This window comes from Mesorhizobium sp. M0207, from assembly GCF_040321995.1.
Taxonomy (GTDB): domain Bacteria; phylum Pseudomonadota; class Alphaproteobacteria; order Rhizobiales; family Rhizobiaceae; genus Mesorhizobium.
The window spans coordinates 47,060-67,717 of sequence record NZ_JAMYSQ010000031.1; the positions used below are offsets into that span (position 1 = coordinate 47,060).

Genomic DNA, 20,658 nt, shown 5'->3' on the forward strand with positions numbered 1-20,658 from the left:
GGTCGCTTTTTACGATCTGGTAGGGTTAACCGCAGCTTGCGCTGACATAGCGCATTTGAGACAAAATCGAGACAAGACACCTCGCTAAGCCGCTCCTGACACCCTTCAGGAGAGATTACCAAATGCGCCGGATAGATCGTCGTCCCTTCATTTTCGCCGTGGTTCTCTACGTCCTGGCGTGGCTGATGGGTTTTCCGATCCGTGCGCAATCGGCGCCGCTCGGGGACGTCGAATGCACGCTGATCGTCGACGCCGCAAGCGGCGAGACGCTGTATCGCCAAGGGACCTGTGATCAGCGCTTCAGCCCCGCCTCGACATTCAAGGTTCCGCTGGCGCTGATCGGCTATGATGCTGGAATCCTGAGCGACGAGCATACGCCAAGCTGGGAGTACAAGGCAGAGTTCAATGCCCCGAAACGGGACCGCAAGACCGTCGACCCGACGATCTGGGAAAGGGATTCGGTCCTTTGGTTCTCACGCGAGATTACGCGCCGGCTCGGCAGCAAACAGTTTGCCGGCTATGTGTGCAGATTGGACTATGGCAACACCGAAGTCTCCGGCACTGCCGGCAAGAATGACGGCCTCACCCATTCCTGGGTGAATTCTTCGCTCAAGATATCGCCGGTCGAGCAGGTCGATTTCCTGCGCAAGCTGCTGGCGCGAAAACTGCCGGTTTCGGACAAGGCCCATGCGATGACCAGCGCGATTGTCCCGACCTTCCGGGCAGGCGGCTGGACGGTGCAGGGCAAGACCGGAACGACCAGGCTCGGCGACAGCGCCGACAAGCGCTCGCTTGGCTGGTTTGTCGGCTGGGCGCAGACCGATGCTCGCAAGATCGTCTTTGCCCGCCTGGTAGTCGATACGAAACGTTCCGACACGCCAAAGGGACTCAAGACGCGGGCGATGTTCCTGAAAGATCTGCCGAATCTCCTCAGGTGACCTACATCCGGCTTTACGGCGCCGAAAACTGCCCATAAAAGACCGCTCGCCGCCGGACGCATCCGGCTCTTACTGATGCATGTCGTAGCGCCAAAACCGCTAAGCAGTCTTGGGCGACATGCATTTTACCACCCGCGCTCGTTTGCGGGACTGGATAGGAGAATCTTATGCTGAATTCCGTTTCCCTGACATTTCCCGATGGTTCCGTTCGCGATTACGACGCGGCGATGACCGGCGCCGGCCTGGCGGAATCGATCTCGAAGTCGCTGGCCAAGAAGGCCGTTGCCTATTCGATCGACGGCACGCTGCGCGATCTTTCCGACCCGATCGGCAGATCGGGCAAAGTCGAGATCATCACCCGCGAGGACCCGCGTGCGCTGGAGCTCATCCGCCACGATGCAGCCCATGTGCTGGCCGAAGCCGTGCAGGAACTTTGGCCGGGAACGCAGGTGACCATCGGGCCGGTGATCGAAAACGGGTTCTACTACGATTTTGCCCGCAACGAGCCGTTCACGCCCGACGATTTCCCGGTGATCGAGAAGAAGATGCGCGAGATCATTGCACGCAACAAGCCGTTCACCAAGGAGGTCTGGTCGCGCGAAAAGGCGAAAAGGATCTTTGCCGACAAGGGCGAGCGCTACAAGCTCGAGTTGATCGACGCCATCGCCGAGGACCAGGATCTCAAGATCTATGCACAGGGCGACTGGTTCGACCTCTGCCGCGGCCCGCATATGGCCGCGACCGGCCAGATCGGCAGCGCCTTCAAGCTGATGAAGGTCGCCGGCGCCTATTGGCGCGGCGACAGCAACAATCCGATGCTGACCCGCATCTACGGCACGGCCTGGGCCGATCAGGCGCAGCTCGAAGCCTATCAGACGATGCTGGAGGAGGCCGAGAAGCGCGACCACAGGAAGCTCGGCCGTGAGATGGACCTGTTCCACTTCCAGGAGGAGGGCCCCGGGGTCGTCTTCTGGCACGCCAAGGGCTGGAGGATGTTCCAGAACCTGGTCAATTACATGCGTCGCCGCCTCGACGAGCAGGGCTATCAGGAAGTCAACGCGCCGCAGGTGCTCGACAAGAGCCTGTGGGAGACGTCAGGCCACTGGGGCTGGTACCGGGACAACATGTTCAAGGTGACCGTTGCTGGCGACGACACCGACGACGACCGGGTGTTTGCGCTGAAGCCGATGAACTGCCCCGGTCACGTCCAAATCTTCAAGCACGGGCTGAAATCCTACCGCGATCTGCCGGTAAAACTTGCGGAATTCGGCAATGTGCATCGCTATGAGCCGTCCGGCGCGCTGCACGGGCTGATGCGCGTGCGCGGCTTTACCCAGGACGATGCGCACATCTTCTGCACCGAGGAACAGCTCGCCGACGAGTGCATCAAGATCAACGATCTGATCCTCTCGACCTATGCCGATTTCGGCTTCGACGAAATCACCGTCAAGCTGGCGACCCGCCCCGAAAAACGGGTCGGCACCGACGCGATGTGGGATCATGCCGAGGGCGTGCTGCAGGACGTGCTCGACAAGATCGCGGCGCGGTCGGGCAACCGGATCAAGACGGGCGTCAATCCGGGCGAGGGCACGTTCTACGGGCCGAAGTTCGAATATGTGCTGAAGGACGCCATCGGCCGCGATTGGCAATGCGGCACCACGCAGGTTGATTTCAACCTGCCTGAACGGTTCGGCGCCTTCTACATCGGCTCGGATTCGGAAAAGAAGCAGCCGGTGATGGTGCATCGCGCCATCTGCGGCTCGATGGAGCGGTTTCTCGGCATCCTGATCGAGAATTATTCCGGCCATTTCCCGCTCTGGTTCGCGCCGCTGCAGGTGGTGGTGGCGACGATCACTTCCGATGCCGACGATTACGCCCAGAAGGTCGTTGCGCAGCTGAAGGCGGCGGGGCTGATCGCCGAAGCCGATCTGCGCAACGAGAAGATCAACTACAAGGTCCGCGAGCATTCGCTGGCCAAGGTGCCGGTCATCCTCGTCTGCGGCAAGCGCGAGGCCGAGGAAGAAACGGTCAATATCCGTCGTCTCGGGTCGCGTGACCAGGAATCACTCGGCCTCGCAGCCGCCGTGAGGCTGCTTGCCGACGAGGCGGTGACACCCGACCGCAAGCGCCGCGCGGCCTGAACCAGTCGACCAGCAACGAATGGCGGTGGAGCGATCCACCGCCATTTTCTATATTTTATATGCCTGTCACGCCGCGCGCCTATCTGGCAAATCGATCGACGTGCGCGCCGGCGATGCGCTGGCGCGACGCACGCGCAAGGCAGCTTAGAGGGGCGCGCCTCAGTCGGCGCCTTCCTCGGAATCGATGGCCGAAGCCTCGGTGGCCAGAACCTCGATGTCCTGGTTGTGCCCAGCCACCACCGTAAAATCCTTCTGGTAGATGCGGTCGCGGTTCTTGGCGATGATGGTGTAGTCGCCCTCGGCCAGCACCATCGAGGCAAAGGCGCCGACGGTTTCCTTGATCGGATCGCCGGATTCGTTGAGCAGGGACCAGGAGGTGTCGGCGATCGCCTCGCCGCCTGGTTCGCGCACCAGCTTCATGGTCATCTCGGCGGCACGGTGCTCGACGGTCGCTTCGGTCAGCTTGCCGGCCTCGACGCGGATGTCGGAGCGGATGACCGCGTTCACCGCGCCATAGGTCGACACGACGTGGTAGGTGCCGGCATTGAGCCGCACGACGCTGTTCGGCTCGACATCGGGTATGATCAGGGCGCGATCGCCATCGGCCGCGGCGTGGCTCTCATAGATCGAGAAGCGCAGCTTCTTCGGCGGTATGCGCACCCCGCCGGACAGCACTGCATCGAGCTTGAGGCCACCGGCATCGAGCACGAGGCTCTCGCGCTTGGCTTCCTTGCCGACGGTGATGCGCTTGGTGGCGCCGGCCCGCCCGTAGGAGGCGTGGACCAGATACGAACCCGGCTCGAGCTGGAATATGGCGGTGCCGCCATGAGAGGAGGCGATCATCGTCAGCTTGCCGTCGCTGGCCGATTCGGGTTTGAAGACGCGCCAGACTATGCCGCGCGTGATGTCGGCGCCCTTGTCGGTCAATTGCGCCGACAGCGTGATCGCCCCGCTGCTGCCCAATGCCAGCGATGTCTCGCTTTTCGGAGGTGCATAGCCCGAAATTCCGGGAAGCTTCAGCTCGCCGAGGCCGTCCACATCCTGGGCGACGGCAAGCGAAACCGGCACCATCAACAGTGCGGCAGCGAGCCATATCAGGAAAAGACGCAATGTCCCCTCAAACATGCCTTGCGTTGAAGCCCAAGGCGGTGGCAATTTCAAGGCTTAAGAGTCCGGTCGGCTTCTGCTACAGGGCTCTTTGTCCGGCGCGCCGCGCCAATGGCCAAGCCGCCCGATGTCCCGATGGTGCGCTTCAGCTCAAATTCCAGGAGACTTGCGCCCATGGCGTCGCCGATCATCGATCTTCTGCTGACCCGAAATTCCGCGCCGATCCCGGATTTGAAAGAACCGGCACCGGGCGATGCGGAGATCGCGACGATGATCGCCGCCGCCTCGCGGGTGCCGGACCATGGCCGGCTGGAGCCTTGGCGTTTCATCCTTTATCGCGGCGAGGCTCGAATCGAGATCGGCAAGAAGCTGGCAGCACTTGCCGATCAGCGCGAAGGGCCGCTGCCGGAAGGCCGCCGCAACCAGGAACTGGCGCGCTTTTCGCGCGCGCCGCTGGTCATCGGCGTGATTTCTATCCCCAGGGAAAACCCAAAGATCCCGCAATGGGAGATGTTCCTGTCCGGCGGCATGGCGGCGATGAACCTGATGCTTGCCGCCAATGCGCTGGGCTACGGCACCAACATGATCAGCAACTGGTATTCCGACGTGCCCGAGGGCAGGGCGATCCTCGGCCTGGCGCCGCATGAGCGGGTCGTCGGCTTCGTCCATATCGGCTCCTACCAGGGGCCAGCGCCGGAACGACCGCGGCCCGATCCGGCAAAGCTCTATGCCGACTATTCAGGGCCGTGGGTGGGATAATTCCGGCGCGGAACAAGACCCTAAGGATCAAGCCCCGCTGCCTTGGCTCGCGCCAGGAGCCGCTCTGCGAGCTTGAGATGCGGCCGATCGTACATCTTGCCGTCGATGCCGACGACGCCTGGATTTCCTGCCGCCTCGAACGCCTCGACGATCGCCAGGGCGCTTTTCACCGCTTGCGCCGAAGGCGTGAAGGCGGCGTTGATGACCGGCACCTGCGCCGGATGGATCGCCATCTTGCCGGTGAAACCGTCGCGCTCGGCCTCGGCGCATTCGGCCTCGAAGCCGGCCATGTCGCGAAAATCCGGAAAGACGGTGTCGATTGCCGCGACTTCCGCGGCACTTGCGGCAAGCATGGTCATGGTGCGGGCGAGGCGGAACACATCCGTGTAGCGGCCATTCGCGTCGCGCGTCGCGCGCGCGCCAATCGCCGCCGACAGATCTTCCGCCCCCCAGGTGACGCCGACAAGCCGCGCGCTTGCACGGGCGTAGGTCGCTGCGGCCAAGACGCCTGCGGCCGTTTCTGTGATGATCGGCAGGATCCTTATCGCGCCATCCGGCAGGCCGCTTTCGGCTTCGTGCACCCTGAGCTTGGCCGAGAGATGCTGGACATCCAGTCCGCTGTTCGACTTAGGCAGCATGATGCCGTCTGGTTTTGCTGGCACGAGCGCCGCCAGATCGTCGTCGGTCAGTCCGGTCGAAAGATCGTTGACGCGCACATAGATCGCGGAGCTGGTCCGGTGCCTGTGCTCGGCGATAAAACGCGCCGCTGTGTCGCGCGCCAGACCTTTGTTCTGCGCAGCAATCGAATCCTCGAGGTCGACGATGACCACGTCGGCGCCTACGCCAAAGCCCTTCTCCAGCTTCTTTTCCGAATCGCCGGGAACGAAGAGCAGAGAACGCATCGGCTATGCCTTTTTCATCATCATGGCTTGCCTCGTGCATTTGGCAACCAGCACATCGTTCTGGTTATAGGCGCGATGCTCGAGCTCGACGATGCCGCGGTCCGGCTTCGACCTGGATTCACGCACCGAAACCACCGTGGTCTCGACGCGAATGGTGTCGCCATGGAAGACGGGGTGCGGAAACACTGTCTCCTTCATGCCGAGATTGGCGATGGTGGTGCCGACGGTGATGTCATTGACCGAGATGCCGATCATCAGGCCAAGCGTGAACAGCGAATTGACCAGCGGCTTGCCCCATTCGCTCTTCGCCGCGAAGTCGAAGTCGATGTGCAGCGGCTGCGGGTTCAGCGTCATCACCGAAAACAGCATATTGTCGCTTTCGGTCACGGTCTTGCGCAGCGTGTGCTTGAACACATGGCCGAGAACGAACTCCTCAAGGTAAAGTCCGGCCATTGTCGATCTCCTCCGCTGCTTAAGGGTTGATAGGCGTTGCATACCGGGCTCGCAAGCCAGTTAACGAACATGGTGAACCGTTCGTAAACCATTTGTGCCTACGGTCTCCGCCAGGGTCAGAAGCGTTCTGGCAAGGGGCGTAAGCAGGCGACATGGTCGTTTCGCATTTCCTGAAATGGATCCATACGGCGAAGGTGTCGGAGCGTGCTGCGGCGGCAAGCGCGCTGGCTCGCGCCTATGTCGACTCGGAGCTGCCTTTCGAGGACCGCTGCGCTGCCGAGGCGGCGCTGACGTTGCTGCTCGATGACGTATCGTCGAAGGTGCGGGCGGCGATCGCCGACGCGCTTTCCATGAGCCATCATGCGCCGCCGCAGATCGTCAGCGCGCTGGCCTCGGACCAGCCGGAAGTCGCAGCCTTGGTGCTGGCGCGCTCGCCGCTGCTCACCGATGCCGACCTGATCGATCGGGTTGCCGGCGGCCAGAAGGCGACGCAGAAGGTGATCGCCGACCGGCCACGCGTCTCGATGTCGGTTGCGGCGGCGATCGCCGAGATCGGCGAGCCGGAAGCCTGCGCCACGCTGCTCGCCAACAGCGGCGCCGACATCGCATCCGTCAGCTTTCGCCGCATGGCCGAGCGGCACGGCCATCTGCCTCTGGTGCGCGAGGCGCTGATCGCCGACACCCGGCTGCCCGCCGATTGCCGGCATACGCTGCTGGTCAAGCTCGGGGAGATGCTCAAGGGGTCGCCGCTGGTGCTGGCGCTGATGGGCGCCGCCAGGGCCGAGCGCGTCACGCGCGATGCTTGCATCAAGGCTTCGGTGACGCTGATCGAAGGCACGCGGACAGAGGAACATACCGCACTTGTCGAACATCTGCGCCTGCGCGGCGACCTGACCGCAAGCTTCGTCGTCCGCACCATTGCGCACGGCAAGGTCGACTTCTTTGGTTCGGCGCTGGTCGCGCTCAGCCAACAGTCCGAACAACGGGTGAGAGCACTGCTGGCCGGCGGGCATGACATAGCGTTGCAGGCACTGTTCCGCAGCGCCGGGCTTGCCGCCGCCACCCACGCCATCATTCTGCGCGCGCTGAAGGTCTGGCGCGAGGTCGCCAATGGCAAACGCCTCGCCGGCGTCCAGGAAGTCAGCTGGCTGATGCTGAAGGAATTGGGCGGACAGTCCGCAGAAGGCGATCTCGCCGGGCTGGTCAAATCGATCCATCTCGACGCGCTGCGCGAGAACGCACGCGGGCACGCGCTGGCGATCGCTGCTGCCTAAACCCGGTCCTTCGCGAAAAAATCCGGAAAATCCTCGATCGCGGCGGCAATGATGCGCAGCGAGGCGGCGATCTGCAGCATTTCGGCTGCGACGCTGCGCTCCGCGATGCCAGCTGCATATTGCCTGGCGACCGCGACGGTCGCCGTCTGCGGCTCGCCGGGCCGCCTGAACAGCAGCTCGCGTGCCAGACCGCGCAGGAAATTGGCGATGGAAAGTGCTGTTTCAGGTGGGATCGCGGAACTCTGTTGCGCGTTGCGCAGCCGCAGGATTTCGAGGCCGACAGTAACGGCAGCAATGCCGCCGTCGAGAACGGCGTCGCCTTTCTCGCCGGCGTTCTGCAGCAGCGGCATCAACTGATTGACCCGATCATAGGCAAGGCTCTCGAAAGCCAGTCGCCGCGGCATGCGCTCATGCAGACAAAGGCGGGCAAGATCTTCGCGCATGGCTTGCAGGATGCGGTTGACGGTGACCCAGGGGTCGGCGGGCAGCACGATGGCGAAGACGCCGATCGCCAGAAGAATGCCGACCAGGACCGATGCCGAATTGGCGAGGAACGGAAACGGATCGTAGGTCATCGCCTGATGTGGGCTGAGGAAGGCGAGGAAATTGATGGCAAAGGCCGTTGCCACGCCGACATAGCGCGGATTGGCCATGCCCAGTGCTGCTGGTACCAGGATCGGCACGACAAAGACCATGAACCATCCGAAGCCTGGCAAAGCCGGAAGCGCCAACTGGCCGATGAGAAACGCAAAGGGCAGGGCGAGCAACGTGCCCTCGAAGAAGTTCCATGCCGACCGGATCGGATCGGGTCGAGCGGCGAATAGGCTGGAGACGACGGCGACCAGAATGACCGTGCCCGTCGCGTCCGACCATTTCGTCGCCAGCCAGAAGCCGGCGACCAGGAGCGTGGCAATAGCTGCGCGCACGGCATTGCGCGATGCCGCACGATAATCGCGGTGCACCACCAGTGCCGGCTGCCGCCGTTCGCGACTGGCACGAGACGGGGGAGAGCGGAGTGCATCCAGGCCGCGCAGCACTTGCTGCATGGCCTCGGCGAAGTCGGCGGCAATGGTTAGGCGGGTGACAGTGCCAGCCCAGTCAATGTCTTGCCCGGCCGCGACGTCAGGCATCTGTCGCGCCTTGCCGGCGATTGCGTCGAGCCGCGCCACCCAGGGCGCCGTATCATCCAGCGCGCCCGGCTTGGCTACCAGTTCGCCGACAACGGCCTGCAACTCGGCGCGAACTGGGATGAGGGCTGCATTCTTCGGAGCGGCATGGGCATGCAGCGCACGCGCCGCCGACAGGGCCGACAGAAGCTGGCCGATGGTACGCCGGATCGGATAGGCGCGGGTGGCGAGGCTCGGCCCTTCCAGCCTTGCGTAGGTGCGCATCTCGCCGAGCGTCTGGACATCGCCGATCAGCTTGCGGTGCAGCCCGGCAAGCTTTTCCGCATCGCCGCCGGAAAAAGCGCCGTCCGCATAGGCCGCCAGGTCGAGAATGCTGCGTTTCAGTCTTGAGATGATGGCGTCGGCGGCCAGTTTTGGGAGGATCAGCCGGCTGGTCAGCGCAGCGCAGACGATACCAAGCACGATTTCCGCGCAGCGCGCCACGGCGAGATCGATGACGAGGTGCGGCTGGCCGAAAGCCGGCAGGCCGATGATCATCGCGGTGTAGCCGGCAAGCGCCGCGCCATAGGCTTCCGGATTGCGTAGCAGCGACGAGACCAGCGAGCAGATGCCGATCCAGACGGCAAGAACTGCAACCAGCAACCAGGGGTTGGCATCGAAAAGAGTGGTAATGCCGATCGCCGCCAGCGCGCCGGCAAACGTGCCGAGGAGACGATAAAACCCCTTCGCCAGCACCATGCCGGCGACCGGCTGTGCGACGATGAACACCGTCATCATCGCCCATTGCGGGTGGTCGAGCTTCAGCGCATAGGCGGCCAATATCGCGATGAGGCCGGCCGAAACGGTGCGCAGGGCAAAGATCCAGTCCGAACGCGTCGGCCGCGTCAGGCCAGCGATCCGCGTGCCGATATCGTCCTTCAGCCGCGCCCAGGTCAAGTGCTCGTCTCCAGCTCAGAAGGCCAAGCTAGCGGCGGGAGCTCAGATATCCAGCACTTCCGTCTCGGCGAATTCCGCGCGTTCCTGGATGAAGCGGAAACGGGCCTCGGGCTTGGTCCCCATCAATGCGTCGACCGCATCCTTGGTCGCCGCCTCGGCATCGATAACGTCGACCCTGAGCAGCGTGCGCTTTTTCGGGTCCATGGTGGTTTCCTTGAGCTGGGCAGCCATCATTTCGCCCAGCCCCTTGAAGCGGCCGATTTCGACCTTGCCGCGCCCGGTGAATTCGGTGCGCAGGAGTTCGTCCTTGTGCGCATCGTTGCGGGCATAGGCGACCTTGCCGCCTTGCCGGATCGAATAAAGCGGCGGCACCGCCAGATAGAGATGGCCGCCGCGGACCAGGCTCGGCATCTCCTGGTAGAAAAAGGTGATCAGCAACGAGGCGATATGGGCGCCGTCGACGTCGGCATCGGTCATGATGATGACCCGGTCGTAACGCAGGTCCTCGTCGCGATATCTCGAGCGCGTGCCGCAACCAAGCGCCTGGATGAGGTCGGATATCTGCTGGTTGGCGGCAAGCTTGTCGTTGCCGGCGCTGGCGACGTTGAGGATCTTGCCGCGCAGGGGCAGCACCGCCTGGCTGGCGCGGTCGCGCGCCTGCTTTGCCGAACCGCCGGCCGAATCGCCCTCGACGATGAACAGCTCGGCACCGGCGGCGGCATTCTGCGTGCAGTCGGCGAGCTTGCCGGGCAGGCGCAGCTTGCGCACCGCACTCTTGCGCGACACTTCCTTTTCCTGGCGGCGGCGCACCCGCTCGTCGGCGCGCGCGATCACCCATTCGAGCAGTTTCGAAGCCTCCTGCGGATTGTCGGCCAGCCAATGGTCGAACGGGTCGCGGATGGCGCTTTCGACGATGCGGATCGCCTCGATCGTCGCCAGCCTGTCCTTGGTCTGGCCGACGAATTCCGGTTCGCGGATGAACACCGACAGCATGCCCGCCGCCGAGATCATCACATCCTCGGAAGTGACGATCGAGGCGCGCTTGTTGCCGACCAGGTCGGCGTAGGCGCGCAAGCCGCGCGTCAGCACGTTGCGGAAGCCGGCCTCATGCGTGCCGCCCTCCGCGGTCGGGATGGTGTTGCAATAGGAATTGATAAAACCGTCGCCGCCGAACCAGGTTACCGCCCATTCGAGCGAACCGTGACCGCCCTGCTTCTCGCTCTTGCCGGCAAACATTTCACGGGTCACCTGGAATTCGTCGCCGAGCGAGGCTTTCAGATAATCCTTGAGGCCGCCTGGAAAATGGAATTCTGCCTTGCCCGGCGTCGTGTCCTTTTCCCTGATCAGCGACGGATCGCAGGTCCAGCGGATTTCGACACCGCCGAACAGATAGGCCTTTGACCGCGCCATGCGGTAGAGCCGCGCCGGCTCGAAAGCAGCACCCTTGCCGAAAATCTGCTCGTCTGGATGGAAGCGGATCTTCGTGCCGCGGCGGTTGTGCACCTCGCCGAGCTGCTCCAGGCCGGTCACCGGAACGCCTCGCGAGAAGCGCTGGCGATAGAGCTTGCGCCCAATCGCGACCTCGACCTCGAGATGGTCGGACAGCGCGTTGACCACGGAAACGCCGACACCGTGCAGGCCGCCGGACGTCTCGTAAACCTTGCTGTCGAACTTGCCGCCTGAATGCAGCGTCGTCATGATGAGTTCGAGCGCCGGCTTCTTGAATTTCGGGTGCGGATCGACCGGAATGCCGCGGCCGTTGTCGGTTACGGACAGGTATCCGTCGGCGGAAAGCTCGACATCGATGAAGGTCGCATGGCCGGCGACCGCCTCGTCCATCGAATTGTCGATGACCTCGGCAAACAGATGGTGCATCGCCTTGTCGTCGGTGCCGCCAATGTACATGCCCGGGCGGCGGCGCACCGGCTCCAGCCCCTCCAGCACTTCGATATCGGCGGCACTGTAGCTCTCGCTGGCGTCGCGGGGCGCCGGCCGCTTCGCCGCCTGCACCAGCGGGTCGGCCGGGCGCGCGGCGGCGCGAGCCGGTTGCGGCTGCTTGTCGAATTTGGCGAAAAGATCGTTATTGTCGTCCATGCCGATCCTGGATTCCGATGCTGCGAATCACCACCCGATACTGCCACGCTTTTCGCGGGCAGGCGACGGAGGTTCCTGTTACGTTCGAGGATAGAGCCTCTTACTGCAAAACCATTCGACAGCCAAGCGGCGGAAATGGGGTCGAAGCTTGGAGCATCGACTCTTTGTAAACCTTGTCCGAAGGTTACGCCGCAAGGTTGGCTGAAAAACGATATCCGCGAACTGTCGCTGACCTAGAATGCAGTGGAACCCTCAAGAGGCTGTCGCTTAAGCATGTTGGATTACAGTTCGCTTCTGCTCGCGGCGGCGCTGTCGGGCACGTGCCTTAGCATCACCATGTTTGCGATCTGGTTCAGCGCGCCACAGGCACGCTTTGTGCTGACGGTGGCCTGCGGCATTCTCGTGCTGGTCGCACATGTCGTGTTGTTTTGGCATTACGCAAGAGATCCAAGCCCCTGGCTCTGCCAGATCGTGCTTGTGCTTCTCAGCCTCGGCTTCCTGATCATCTGCCTGTCGGCTATGCAATATCTCGGCACAGGCGACTACAGGCGCGCCATCTTGCCGACCTTGGTTGCGATGGCTGTTTGCGCGGGCGCGACGTATCTCGGATTTGATGGTGTCGGCTTTATTGTCACCTACGCAACGGTAACGGCGCTGCTCTCGCTCATCGGAGCGATGTTCTGGATTGGTGGTCACGATCGCCGGATATTGCTGGTCGTCTCGTTCCTGAGCGGCGTCTGTGCGCTGTCGTTCGGACTTTGCGGCGCGGTCCTGCTGGTCACGGGCCAATGGGTGCTGGGTGTAGCACCGGACAATTGGGCCGAGCGGGTGAATTCCGTCGTGGCCGTCGCCTGCATGACCGGGCTCGGCGCATTGACGCTCTCCCTGCACCATTTGCAGGCGCAGATCGAATTGAAGGCCGAGACGATGACCGATCCATTGACCGGGCTGATGAACCGGCGGGCGTTGACGGCACTCTACGGCGAGCGGGTCTTCGGTCCGTTCATGTCCGTTGCCATGTTCGACTTTGACCATTTCAAGAGGACGAACGACGTATTCGGTCACCCGGTCGGCGACCAGGTTCTGTGCCGCTTTGCCGCCGTCATCAGGAAATACGCCCGGACCGGCGTCGACGCCTTCCGGTTGGGCGGCGAGGAATTCGTGCTCGTCATATCGCGGATGACGGAAGAGAAGGCCTATGACATTGCGAGCAAGATCAGCGTCGCCTTCGGCACGGAAGTCGTGGCCACCCAACTCGGTCCGTTGCGAAGCACAGTCAGCGGCGGCATCGGCTTTGGCGGAACAAACGGCACCGGTCTCGACGATGTGCTGGCCGAAGCCGACGCAGCACTCTATGCGGCAAAGCGCGCCGGGCGAAATCGCGTCGTCGTTCGGGACCGGGCGAGCAAGGCCGACGGGCCGGCCTTGCGTTCTGCCTGATTGAGGTTTCTATCTGCTTGTTAGACCCGTGATCTTGTCCGAAAACCGGATTCCACTTTTCGGGATCATGATCTATTCCGCCGCACCCAGATATTCCGACAGCGGCGGGCAGGAGCAGACGAGGTTGCGGTCGCCGGCGACATTGTCGATCCGTGACACCGGCGGCCAGTATTTTGCCGCCGTGTCGGCATCGCCGGCGGGGTAGGCCGCCTCCAGGCGCGAATAGGGATGGGTCCACTGGCCGGCCAACGCCTCGGCGGCGGTGTGCGGCGCATTGACTAGAGGATTGTCGGCCAACGGCCATTCGCCCTTCGCCACCTTGGCTGCCTCGCCGGCTATGGCGATCATGGCCTCGCAGAAACGATCCAGCTCGCGCTTGGGCTCGGACTCGGTCGGCTCGACCATCAGCGTGCCGGCGACCGGGAACGACATGGTCGGCGCGTGGAAGCCATAGTCGATCAGCCGCTTGGCGATATCGTCGACGCTGATGCCGGCGCTGTCCTTGAGCACGCGGGTGTCGAGGATGCATTCATGCGCGACGCGTCCGTTGCGCCCTTTGTAAAGCAGGGGGAAATGCTCGCCGAGCCGCGTCGCCACATAGTTGGCGGAGATGATCGCCGTCTCGGTCGCCTGCTTCAGGCCGGAAGCGCCCATCATACGAATATACATCCAGGTGATCGGCAGGATGGAGGCACTGCCGAACGGTGCCGCCGCCACGGCATGGGCCGAGCCTTCGGTGACGTGGCCGGGCAGATATGGCTTCAGATGCGCCTTGACGCCGATCGGGCCAACGCCGGGGCCGCCGCCGCCATGCGGGATGCAGAAGGTCTTGTGCAGGTTCATGTGGCAGACATCGGCGCCGATATCGCCGGGACGGGCGAGGCCGACCAGCGCGTTGAGATTGGCGCCGTCGAAATAGACCTGGCCGCCATGGCTGTGGACGAGGGCACAAAGGTCGCGCGCGCCCTCCTCGAAGACGCCATGCGTCGAAGGATAGGTGAACATCAGCGCCGCAAGGTTGTGCGCATGCTCGGCCGCCTTGGCCTGCAGGTCGACCATGTCGATATTGCCGTCCTCGGTGCAGCGCACGACGACGACGCTCATGCCGGCCATGGCCGCACTTGCCGGATTGGTGCCATGCGCCGAGGACGGGATCAGGCAGACGGTGCGATGGCCTTCGCCGCGTGAGCGGTGGTAGCCGCGAATGGCGAGCAGGCCGGCATATTCGCCCTGGCTGCCGGCATTGGGCTGCAGGGTCACCGCGTCGAAGCCGGTGATCTCCGCCAGCCAGCCTTCCAGCTCGTCGATCATGGCGCGATAGCCTGTCGAATGGTCAGCCGGGGCGAAGGGATGCAGGTTGGCGACATCAGGCCAGCTCACCGGCATCATTTCGGCGGCGGCGTTGAGCTTCATGGTGCAAGAGCCGAGCGGGATCATGGCGCGGTCAAGCGCCAGGTCCTTGTCGGACAGCCGGCGCAGGAAGCGCATCATGTCGGTTTCCGAGTGGTTTTCGCGGAAGACGGGCTGGGTGAGGAACTCGTTGGCGCGCGGTTTTCCTGGCATGGAACTGCCGGCGGCAACGCCGGCCTTGGCGCCGAAAAGTGCTGCGATCGCCTCCAGATCGGCTTCGGTGGAGGTCTCGTCGAAGCTGATGCCGACATGGTCGGCGTCGATGACGCGCAGCAGCCGGCCGGTCTTCTCGGCGGCGGCGGCGATGGCGCCGGCTTTGCCTTTCACTTCCACGGTCACAGTGTCGAAGCGGCTTTCGCCGACCACCGAAACGCCTGCTGCCTTGAGGCCGGCAGCCAGGCGGTTGGCCAGCGTGTGGACACGGCCGGCAATCGCCTGCAGCCCGGCAGGGCCATGCCAGATCGCATAGGCCGTCGCCATGTTGGCGAGCAGCGCCTGCGCGGTGCAGATGTTGGACGTCGCCTTGTCGCGGCGGATATGCTGCTCGCGTGTCTGCAAAGCGAGGCGATAACCGGGACGGCCCTTGCTATCCGTCGACTTGCCAACGAGCCGGCCGGGCATCAGCCGTGTCAGCCTGTCGGAGACGGCGCAATAGGCGGCGTGCGGCCCGCCAAAGCCCATCGGCACGCCAAAACGCTGCATCGGGCCGACTGCGATGTCGGCGCCAAGCCTGGCCGGCGCATCGGTCAGCGTCAGGCCAAGCGGGTCGGCGATGAAGACGACCAGCGCGCCGGCCGCGCGGGCCTTGTCGATTGCTGCCTTGTGATTGCCGTAGACGCCGAACGTATCGGGCCAGGAGACCAGCAGGGCGGCGGTGTTGTCGTCGATCACCTCGCCGTCGACCTCGATGCCAAGCGGCTCGGCACGGGTGCGCACGACGTCCAGCGTCTGCGGGTGCGGCGTGCCGGCCAGTGCCACCTTGGTGCGCTTGTCGCGATGGTGGCGCAGCGCGATGCCGACAGCTTCGGCCACCGCCGTCGCCTCGTCGAGCAGCGAGGCCGATGCCACCGGCAGGCCGGTCAGTTCCGTCACGAGCGTCTGGAAGTTGAACAGCATTTCCAGCCGGCCCTGACTGATCTCGGCTTGGTAAGGCGTGTAAGCCGTATACCAGGCCGGGTTCTCGAACAGGTTGCGCTGGATCACCGGCGGCACGTGGACGCCATGATACCCGGCACCGATGAAGCTCTTCAGCACCGTGTTCTTTGCCATCGTCGCCGCGAGCTCGGCCAGCGCTTCCGCTTCGCTTGCGGGCGCGGGCAGGGCCAGCGGCCGGTCGAGCCGGATCGACTTCGGCACTGCCTGACTGATCAGGGTCTCGACCGAAGGAACGCCGATCGTCGCCAGCATGGCTCTGACGTCATGGAGGCCCGGGCCGATATGGCGAGCCGAGAAGGGGTAGGGTGCTGCGGTCATCTTCCTGGTCCTGCTATCAACCAATATGGGCTTTGTAAGCGGCTTCATCGAGGAGTCCGTCGAGTTGGCTCTCATTGGCCAGCTTCATCTTCCACAACCAGCCGTCGCCGGTTGCCGCCGAATTGACGAGTGAAGGATCCGATGACAGCGAGGTGTTGGCCTCGGTGATCTCGCCGTCGACGGGCGCGTAGACATCCGATGCGGCCTTGACCGATTCGACCACCACCGCGGTGTCGCCCTTGGCCAGCTTCTTCCCCGGCTCCGGCAGTTCGACGAAGACGAGATCGCCGAGCTGCTGCTGTGCGTAGTCGGTGATGCCGACCGTGGCGATGCCGCCCTCGACGCGCAGCCATTCGTGATCTTCGGTGAAATAGGTCTTTGCCATTGAAATCATCCTTTGCGGTAGCGATGGGGCGTGAAGGGCAAGGGGTGGATGTCGACCGGGATTTTCGTCCCGCGAACGTCGGCGAACAGTTTTGCGCCGGATTTGGCAAGCGGCGTCTGGACGTAGCCCATGGCGACCGGATGACCGGCCGAGGGGCCGAAGCCGCCTGAGGTGACATGGCCGGCAGGGTTGCCGTCAGCATCGAAAAGGGCAGCACCGGCGCGCACCGGCTGGCGGCCTTCCGGCTTCAGGCCGACGCGTTTTTGCGCCGGACCACGCTCCAGGATGGCGCGCAGCGCATCGGCGCCGATGAAGGCGCCAGAGGCGCGAACCTCCTTGGGGATGGCCCACATCAGCCCGGCGCTGGCCGGATCGATCTCCGGCGTGATGTCCAGCCCGTGCAGGCACAGTCCGGCTTCGAGCCGCAGGCTGTCGCGGGCGGCAAGGCCGACCCACATCACCCGCTCGTCCTCGAGCAGCCTGGCGACGAGGTTTCTTGCATCCGCTTCCGGCAGGCCGATCTCGAAGCCGTCTTCGCCGGTATAGCCGGACCGGCTCATGAACCATTTTTCGCGCGGCTCGATGCCGTGCATGAACACCAGCGAACCGGTCTCGATGCCGGCGCGGGAAAGGGCAGCCCACGCCTCGGGGCCCTGTATGGCCAGGAAGACGCGGTCGAGCGCATCCACTTTTACATCGAAATCGCCCTCTGCATCGAAATTTTTGGCCAGTGCGCGCAGATGCTTTTCGTCGGCGGCGGCGTTGCCGGCATTGGCGACCATTATGAAGCGCTCGGCGCCGAGCCTGGTGACGATCAGATCGTCCAGAATGCCGGCCGCCTCATTGAGGAAGAACGTGTATTTGGACTGGGAAACCTCAAGTGCGCCGGCATCGAACGGGCAGGCGCGGTTCAGAAGCGCTGCTGCCCCCGTACCGCTGATTTCGAACAGCTTCATGTGCGAGATGTCGAACAGGCCGGCATGCTCACGGCTGTGCAGGTGCTCCTTCATCACGCCGGCCGGATAGGTCAGCGGCATCGACCAGCCGGCGAAGGTGCCAAAGCGCGCACCAGCTGCCATGTGCAGATCTTCGAGGGGAAGGTGTTTGGTATCGTCGCCCGTCATGTCATCTCCAGAGTCGCACGCAAGCGGCCGCGAATGGCGACCAGTCCGTGCCCCTCTGTCTGAAGCCTGAGAGACTCGCGCCCCGTAACTCTGTCGGCAGCGCTTACACCTTCGGCGCGGGGGCAAGCCCCGACTTTCCAGAGTGTCTTTCCCGTCTACGGTTCTTTTGCCTGAGAGATTTCGGGCGATTTCCCCTTCGGCGGCAGCTCTCGCTGCTCTCTCCCACAAACAGGTAGGACTCGGTCAGGAGCCCTCGACTCGTCATCCATAGCCCGTGGACGACACCTTGTCACCTGCCGGCGACATTTTTACGCCAAGTCTTCTGCGGGCCTTCTTTACAGGCAAGCCTTCGCTAACCACGCCGCTTGCCGGTTTCTCAAGACCTTGCCGATATACCGCATAAGGGCCGGCAATTACCGGCGGCGGGCGGGGAACAAAATGGGCGAATTGATCATGAGCGCGCCGGTGGCCGGGCTGACCTCGAAAAATCGGATCACGGCGGAAGACGTGGTCATGCTGCGCGGCGAAGTGTTCGGCGACGGCGTGGTAACGCGCGGCGAGGCCGAGGCGCTGTTTGCGCTGGATGCAACGGCGAGGGACAAATGCGCAGAATGGCTTGAGTTTTTCGTCGAGGCCGTCACCGATTTCATCGTCCACCAGGAAAAGCCGGCGGGCTATGTTTCGCAGGACAATGCCGACTGGCTGATCCGGACGATTTCGCGCGACGGCATGGTCGACAGCCAGACCGAACTCGAGCTGCTGGTGCATGTGCTGGAAGTTGCCAAATCATCGCCGAGCACGCTTTCCAGCTATGCGCTGGAGCAGGTCGCTCATGCGGTCGTGGACGGCAAGGGGCCGCTGATGACCGGCGGCAGGCTTATCCCTGGGTCGATTGCCAAGGCTGAGGTCGAGCTGTTGCGCCGCATCCTTTACGCCTATGGCGGCGATGGCAACATCGCCATTAGCCGCGCCGAGGCCGAGGTACTGTTCAAGATCAACGAGCGGACAGCGGCGGCCGACAACGATCCGTCCTGGAACGATCTGTTCGTCAAGGCGATCGCCAATTTCGTCATGTGTTCGGCCGGCTACGAACCGCCGGTGCGCGACGTGGCGCTGCGCCGGGATTCGTTCTTCGAACAGGCCGATCCGGAAATCGGCGGGTTCTTCAGCCGCATGGTATCGGGCGGCCTGTCCGGCATCATGGAAGCCTATCGCTCACCCGGCGATATCGAAGCCGAGTGGGAGTCCAAGAACAAGGCAGCCGAGGCTCTGGCCCGCCGCGCCGAGACGGTCGATGCCGGCGAGGCCAAATGGCTCGCTGAACACATCGGCGACCGGCCGCTGCAGGAGAACGAGCGCGCGCTGCTGACGTTAATCAAGCACGCCTCGCCGGAAATCCACCCGGCGCTGAAGCCGCTGATCGACAAGGTCGCATAAGCAGTCGCGCGACGCTATTGTTTGGCGGGCTCCGGCCTGGCGCTGGTGTCGAAGCGCGACATCCATTTGAAGCTGCCGAACCAGTAGCGGCGCACGCCGCCTATGGTGCCGTCGGCGGTGCGCGCGCCGATCCAGTTGTTGACGTATTGGATGAGGCGGACATCGTCCGGGCGCATCGCAAACGCTTCCGGCGTCCGCAACAGCGGGCCGCCCACCATCGTCAACTTCGCGTCATAGAGCCTGGCGGCCATCTGCGGCGTCGGCGACGTCGCGACCATCGCCTGTGCGTCGCCGCCGATGATCGCGGCGAAAACATCTGAGGTATTGTCGAAAGACAGGATGGTCGCCTTGGGAAAAGCTTCCTTCGCGGCGGCTTCATCGGTGGAATTGGACAGCACGGCGATCTTATATCCCGGCGCCGCCACTGCCTTTCCCGGCCTTTTCCCAAGGCTGGCGATCGTCGCAACCATACGGATATCGGCGGTACCGGTCTGGTTGGAGAATACCACCTCGCGTGCGCGTTCCGGCGTGCTGGCGTAGCCCGCCGCGATCATGTCGAAATCACCCTTGAGCAGTCTTGTCTTAAGGTCGTTCCAGGGCACCTCGACCAGCTTCAGGTCGACGCCGAGATCAGACGCCAGCGCACTGGTCAGGTCGACATCATAGCCGGCGAACTTGCCGTCGGCCTTCTTGAGGATCCATGGCGGGTTGAGCGCCACGCCGACCGTCAGTGTCTTCTGGTCGATGATGCGCTTGAGGCTGTCGTCCGCCCGGGCTGGCAGCAGCGACAAAGCCAACCAGGCAGAAAGGGCAAGTATAGTTGTGGCGATCATCTTAGCGCGCATTAATATAACCTCGCTGAGCCCGTCCGGTTGTCAGATTTACACAGAGGTGCCATTCTGTCGATAGCGGACCCTGATGGAGAGTTGCGATGTCGGCACGGATGGCGGTTACCGGTTCGATGATGTTCCTGGTTTGCCTCCTGGGCAATCCGGCGAAGCTTTCGCTGCTGCCGGCGGCAGCGCAGGCTGCGGGGGCAAAACGCGTGGTCTGCTCCAGCGCCGACTACCGCTATTCCTATTGCGGGGTCGATACGCGCCGCGGCGTGCAGTTGACCTCCAGGCTGTCGAAGGCGCGTTGCGTATACGGTAGAAGCTGGGGCTATGACGGCGGCGGCATCTGGGTCGACAATGGTTGCTCGGCCGAATTCGCAGTCGCCGGCCCCAACCGCAATCCCTCTGCTGGCGACGTCGCCGCAGCCATTATCGTCGGCGGCGTGGTAGGCGCCATTCTCGACAACGGCAATTCGCATCGCCATCATTCCGATAATTACTATCCGAAGCCCCGCCCGCGCCGTTACGACCAATGGATCGATCCGACGCCGCAATTCGACAATCAGGGCAACCCCAACTTCGATACCCACGGCAACTACCAGGGACCGCATGGGCTGGGCAAGCTTGTCACCCCTGACGACAATCCTGACCTGAATCCGGCCCTGCGCAGCGACGGCGACGACAGCGACGACGACAGTTAGATGAAGCTTAGGTCAGGTTTCGGTCGATAGTGTTGAAGAAGTCGGCGATGAAGCCGTGGATCCACTCGCACCGAAGCGTCTTGATTAAGGTCGACGCGACCTCCTCGCCTTAAGTGGCTCGGAC

The 20,658-nt window shown here is 63.4% G+C and carries 16 protein-coding genes and 1 riboswitch; of the genes, 7 read left to right on the forward strand and 9 right to left on the reverse strand.

The annotated features are described in order from the left end of the window. Positions 1–122: 122 nt before the first annotated feature. Both blaOXA and thrS read left to right on the forward strand, forming a co-directional pair. Positions 123–938 carry a class D beta-lactamase gene (blaOXA, locus tag NKJ15_RS28690; protein ID WP_352819168.1) on the forward strand — a complete coding sequence of 272 codons (816 nt, stop codon included), beginning with the start codon at positions 123–125 and terminating at the stop codon, positions 936–938. Positions 939–1,105: 167 nt separating this feature from the next. After that, positions 1,106–3,079: a threonine--tRNA ligase gene (thrS, locus tag NKJ15_RS28695; RefSeq protein WP_352473907.1), complete on the forward strand. Its 1,974-nt coding sequence runs from the start codon at positions 1,106–1,108 to the stop codon at positions 3,077–3,079. 159 nt (positions 3,080–3,238) lie between these two features. Here the strand turns inward: thrS and NKJ15_RS28700 are convergent, their stop codons facing one another. Continuing rightward, entirely contained in the window at positions 3,239–4,204 is a 966-nt protein-coding gene (locus NKJ15_RS28700) for an RgsD C-terminal domain-containing protein (protein ID WP_352473906.1), read from the reverse strand. 156 nt (positions 4,205–4,360) lie between these two features. Between NKJ15_RS28700 and NKJ15_RS28705 the strand changes: the two genes are divergently transcribed. Then, on the forward strand, positions 4,361–4,945 hold the full coding sequence (locus NKJ15_RS28705) for a nitroreductase family protein (RefSeq protein ID WP_352473905.1): 585 nt from the start codon (positions 4,361–4,363) through the stop codon (positions 4,943–4,945). A gap of 20 nt (positions 4,946–4,965) precedes the next feature. Here the strand turns inward: NKJ15_RS28705 and NKJ15_RS28710 are convergent, their stop codons facing one another. Next, positions 4,966–5,847: an HpcH/HpaI aldolase/citrate lyase family protein gene (locus tag NKJ15_RS28710; RefSeq protein ID WP_352819169.1), complete on the reverse strand. Its 882-nt coding sequence runs from the start codon at positions 5,845–5,847 to the stop codon at positions 4,966–4,968. Positions 5,848–5,850: 3 nt separating this feature from the next. After that, positions 5,851–6,342, reverse strand: coding sequence for a MaoC family dehydratase (locus NKJ15_RS28715; RefSeq protein ID WP_502893713.1), 492 nt, complete (start codon positions 6,340–6,342; stop codon positions 5,851–5,853). A 110-nt stretch (positions 6,343–6,452) separates the two neighbouring features. Between NKJ15_RS28715 and NKJ15_RS28720 the strand changes: the two genes are divergently transcribed. Next, positions 6,453–7,574, forward strand: a complete 1,122-nt coding sequence (locus tag NKJ15_RS28720; protein WP_352451348.1) for a DUF2336 domain-containing protein — start codon at positions 6,453–6,455, stop codon at positions 7,572–7,574. Here the strand turns inward: NKJ15_RS28720 and NKJ15_RS28725 are convergent. Both NKJ15_RS28725 and parE read right to left on the reverse strand, forming a co-directional pair. Continuing rightward, positions 7,571–9,637, reverse strand: a complete 2,067-nt coding sequence (locus NKJ15_RS28725; protein WP_352819170.1) for an FUSC family protein — start codon at positions 9,635–9,637, stop codon at positions 7,571–7,573. The genes NKJ15_RS28720 and NKJ15_RS28725 overlap by 4 nt on opposite strands. 42 nt (positions 9,638–9,679) lie before the next feature. Further along, on the reverse strand, positions 9,680–11,731 hold the full coding sequence (parE, locus tag NKJ15_RS28730; RefSeq protein ID WP_352819171.1) for a DNA topoisomerase IV subunit B: 2,052 nt from the start codon (positions 11,729–11,731) through the stop codon (positions 9,680–9,682). Between the two features lie 273 nt (positions 11,732–12,004). On the opposite strand from parE, the gene NKJ15_RS28735 reads away from it, so the two are divergent. Further along, positions 12,005–13,171, forward strand: coding sequence for a GGDEF domain-containing protein (locus tag NKJ15_RS28735; RefSeq protein WP_352819173.1), 1,167 nt, complete (start codon positions 12,005–12,007; stop codon positions 13,169–13,171). A gap of 72 nt (positions 13,172–13,243) precedes the next feature. On the opposite strand, the gene gcvP is transcribed toward NKJ15_RS28735, so the two are convergent. Genes gcvP through gcvT form a run of 3 tightly spaced genes read right to left on the reverse strand, consistent with a single transcriptional unit; the run spans position 13,244 to position 17,563 of the window. After that, positions 13,244–16,054: an aminomethyl-transferring glycine dehydrogenase gene (gcvP, locus tag NKJ15_RS28740; RefSeq protein WP_352819175.1), complete on the reverse strand. Its 2,811-nt coding sequence runs from the start codon at positions 16,052–16,054 to the stop codon at positions 13,244–13,246. Positions 16,055–16,070: 16 nt separating this feature from the next. Next, positions 16,071–16,439, reverse strand: a complete 369-nt coding sequence (gene gcvH / locus NKJ15_RS28745; protein WP_352492743.1) for a glycine cleavage system protein GcvH — start codon at positions 16,437–16,439, stop codon at positions 16,071–16,073. Between the two features lie 5 nt (positions 16,440–16,444). Then, the gene (gene gcvT / locus NKJ15_RS28750; protein WP_352819176.1) at positions 16,445–17,563 is read right to left on the reverse strand and encodes a glycine cleavage system aminomethyltransferase GcvT; all 1,119 of its coding nucleotides are present in this window, start codon (positions 17,561–17,563) and stop codon (positions 16,445–16,447) included. Positions 17,564–17,711: 148 nt separating this feature from the next. Further along, positions 17,712–17,798, reverse strand: a riboswitch (glycine riboswitch). Between the two features lie 203 nt (positions 17,799–18,001). Here gcvT and NKJ15_RS28755 point away from each other — a divergent pair. Then, positions 18,002–19,000 carry a hypothetical protein gene (locus NKJ15_RS28755; protein WP_352819178.1) on the forward strand — a complete coding sequence of 333 codons (999 nt, stop codon included), beginning with the start codon at positions 18,002–18,004 and terminating at the stop codon, positions 18,998–19,000. A gap of 14 nt (positions 19,001–19,014) precedes the next feature. On the opposite strand, the gene NKJ15_RS28760 is transcribed toward NKJ15_RS28755, so the two are convergent. Next, on the reverse strand, positions 19,015–19,845 hold the full coding sequence (locus tag NKJ15_RS28760) for a transporter substrate-binding domain-containing protein (protein ID WP_352819180.1): 831 nt from the start codon (positions 19,843–19,845) through the stop codon (positions 19,015–19,017). 86 nt (positions 19,846–19,931) lie between these two features. Between NKJ15_RS28760 and NKJ15_RS28765 the strand changes: the two genes are divergently transcribed. Then, the gene (locus NKJ15_RS28765) at positions 19,932–20,534 is read left to right on the forward strand and encodes a DUF3011 domain-containing protein (protein WP_352614055.1); all 603 of its coding nucleotides are present in this window, start codon (positions 19,932–19,934) and stop codon (positions 20,532–20,534) included. The last annotated feature ends 124 nt before the right edge of the window (positions 20,535–20,658 follow it).

What these genes read in the sequence shown, in the direction of transcription:
- blaOXA (WP_352819168.1), top strand. Translation starts at nt 123, where the DNA reads ATGCGCCGGATAGATCGTCGTCCCTTCATTTTCGCCGTGGTTCTCTAC.
- thrS (WP_352473907.1), top strand. Translation starts at nt 1,106, where the DNA reads ATGCTGAATTCCGTTTCCCTGACATTTCCCGATGGTTCCGTTCGCGAT.
- NKJ15_RS28700 (WP_352473906.1), bottom strand. Translation starts at nt 4,204, where the DNA reads ATGTTTGAGGGGACATTGCGTCTTTTCCTGATATGGCTCGCTGCCGCA.
- NKJ15_RS28705 (WP_352473905.1), top strand. Translation starts at nt 4,361, where the DNA reads ATGGCGTCGCCGATCATCGATCTTCTGCTGACCCGAAATTCCGCGCCG.
- NKJ15_RS28710 (WP_352819169.1), bottom strand. Translation starts at nt 5,847, where the DNA reads ATGCGTTCTCTGCTCTTCGTTCCCGGCGATTCGGAAAAGAAGCTGGAG.
- NKJ15_RS28715 (WP_502893713.1), bottom strand. Translation starts at nt 6,342, where the DNA reads ATGCAACGCCTATCAACCCTTAAGCAGCGGAGGAGATCGACAATGGCC.
- NKJ15_RS28720 (WP_352451348.1), top strand. Translation starts at nt 6,453, where the DNA reads ATGGTCGTTTCGCATTTCCTGAAATGGATCCATACGGCGAAGGTGTCG.
- parE (WP_352819171.1), bottom strand. Translation starts at nt 11,731, where the DNA reads ATGGACGACAATAACGATCTTTTCGCCAAATTCGACAAGCAGCCGCAA.
- NKJ15_RS28735 (WP_352819173.1), top strand. Translation starts at nt 12,005, where the DNA reads ATGTTGGATTACAGTTCGCTTCTGCTCGCGGCGGCGCTGTCGGGCACG.
- gcvP (WP_352819175.1), bottom strand. Translation starts at nt 16,054, where the DNA reads ATGACCGCAGCACCCTACCCCTTCTCGGCTCGCCATATCGGCCCGGGC.
- gcvH (WP_352492743.1), bottom strand. Translation starts at nt 16,439, where the DNA reads ATGGCAAAGACCTATTTCACCGAAGATCACGAATGGCTGCGCGTCGAG.
- gcvT (WP_352819176.1), bottom strand. Translation starts at nt 17,563, where the DNA reads ATGACGGGCGACGATACCAAACACCTTCCCCTCGAAGATCTGCACATG.
- NKJ15_RS28755 (WP_352819178.1), top strand. Translation starts at nt 18,002, where the DNA reads ATGGGCGAATTGATCATGAGCGCGCCGGTGGCCGGGCTGACCTCGAAA.
- NKJ15_RS28760 (WP_352819180.1), bottom strand. Translation starts at nt 19,845, where the DNA reads ATGCGCGCTAAGATGATCGCCACAACTATACTTGCCCTTTCTGCCTGG.
- NKJ15_RS28765 (WP_352614055.1), top strand. Translation starts at nt 19,932, where the DNA reads ATGTCGGCACGGATGGCGGTTACCGGTTCGATGATGTTCCTGGTTTGC.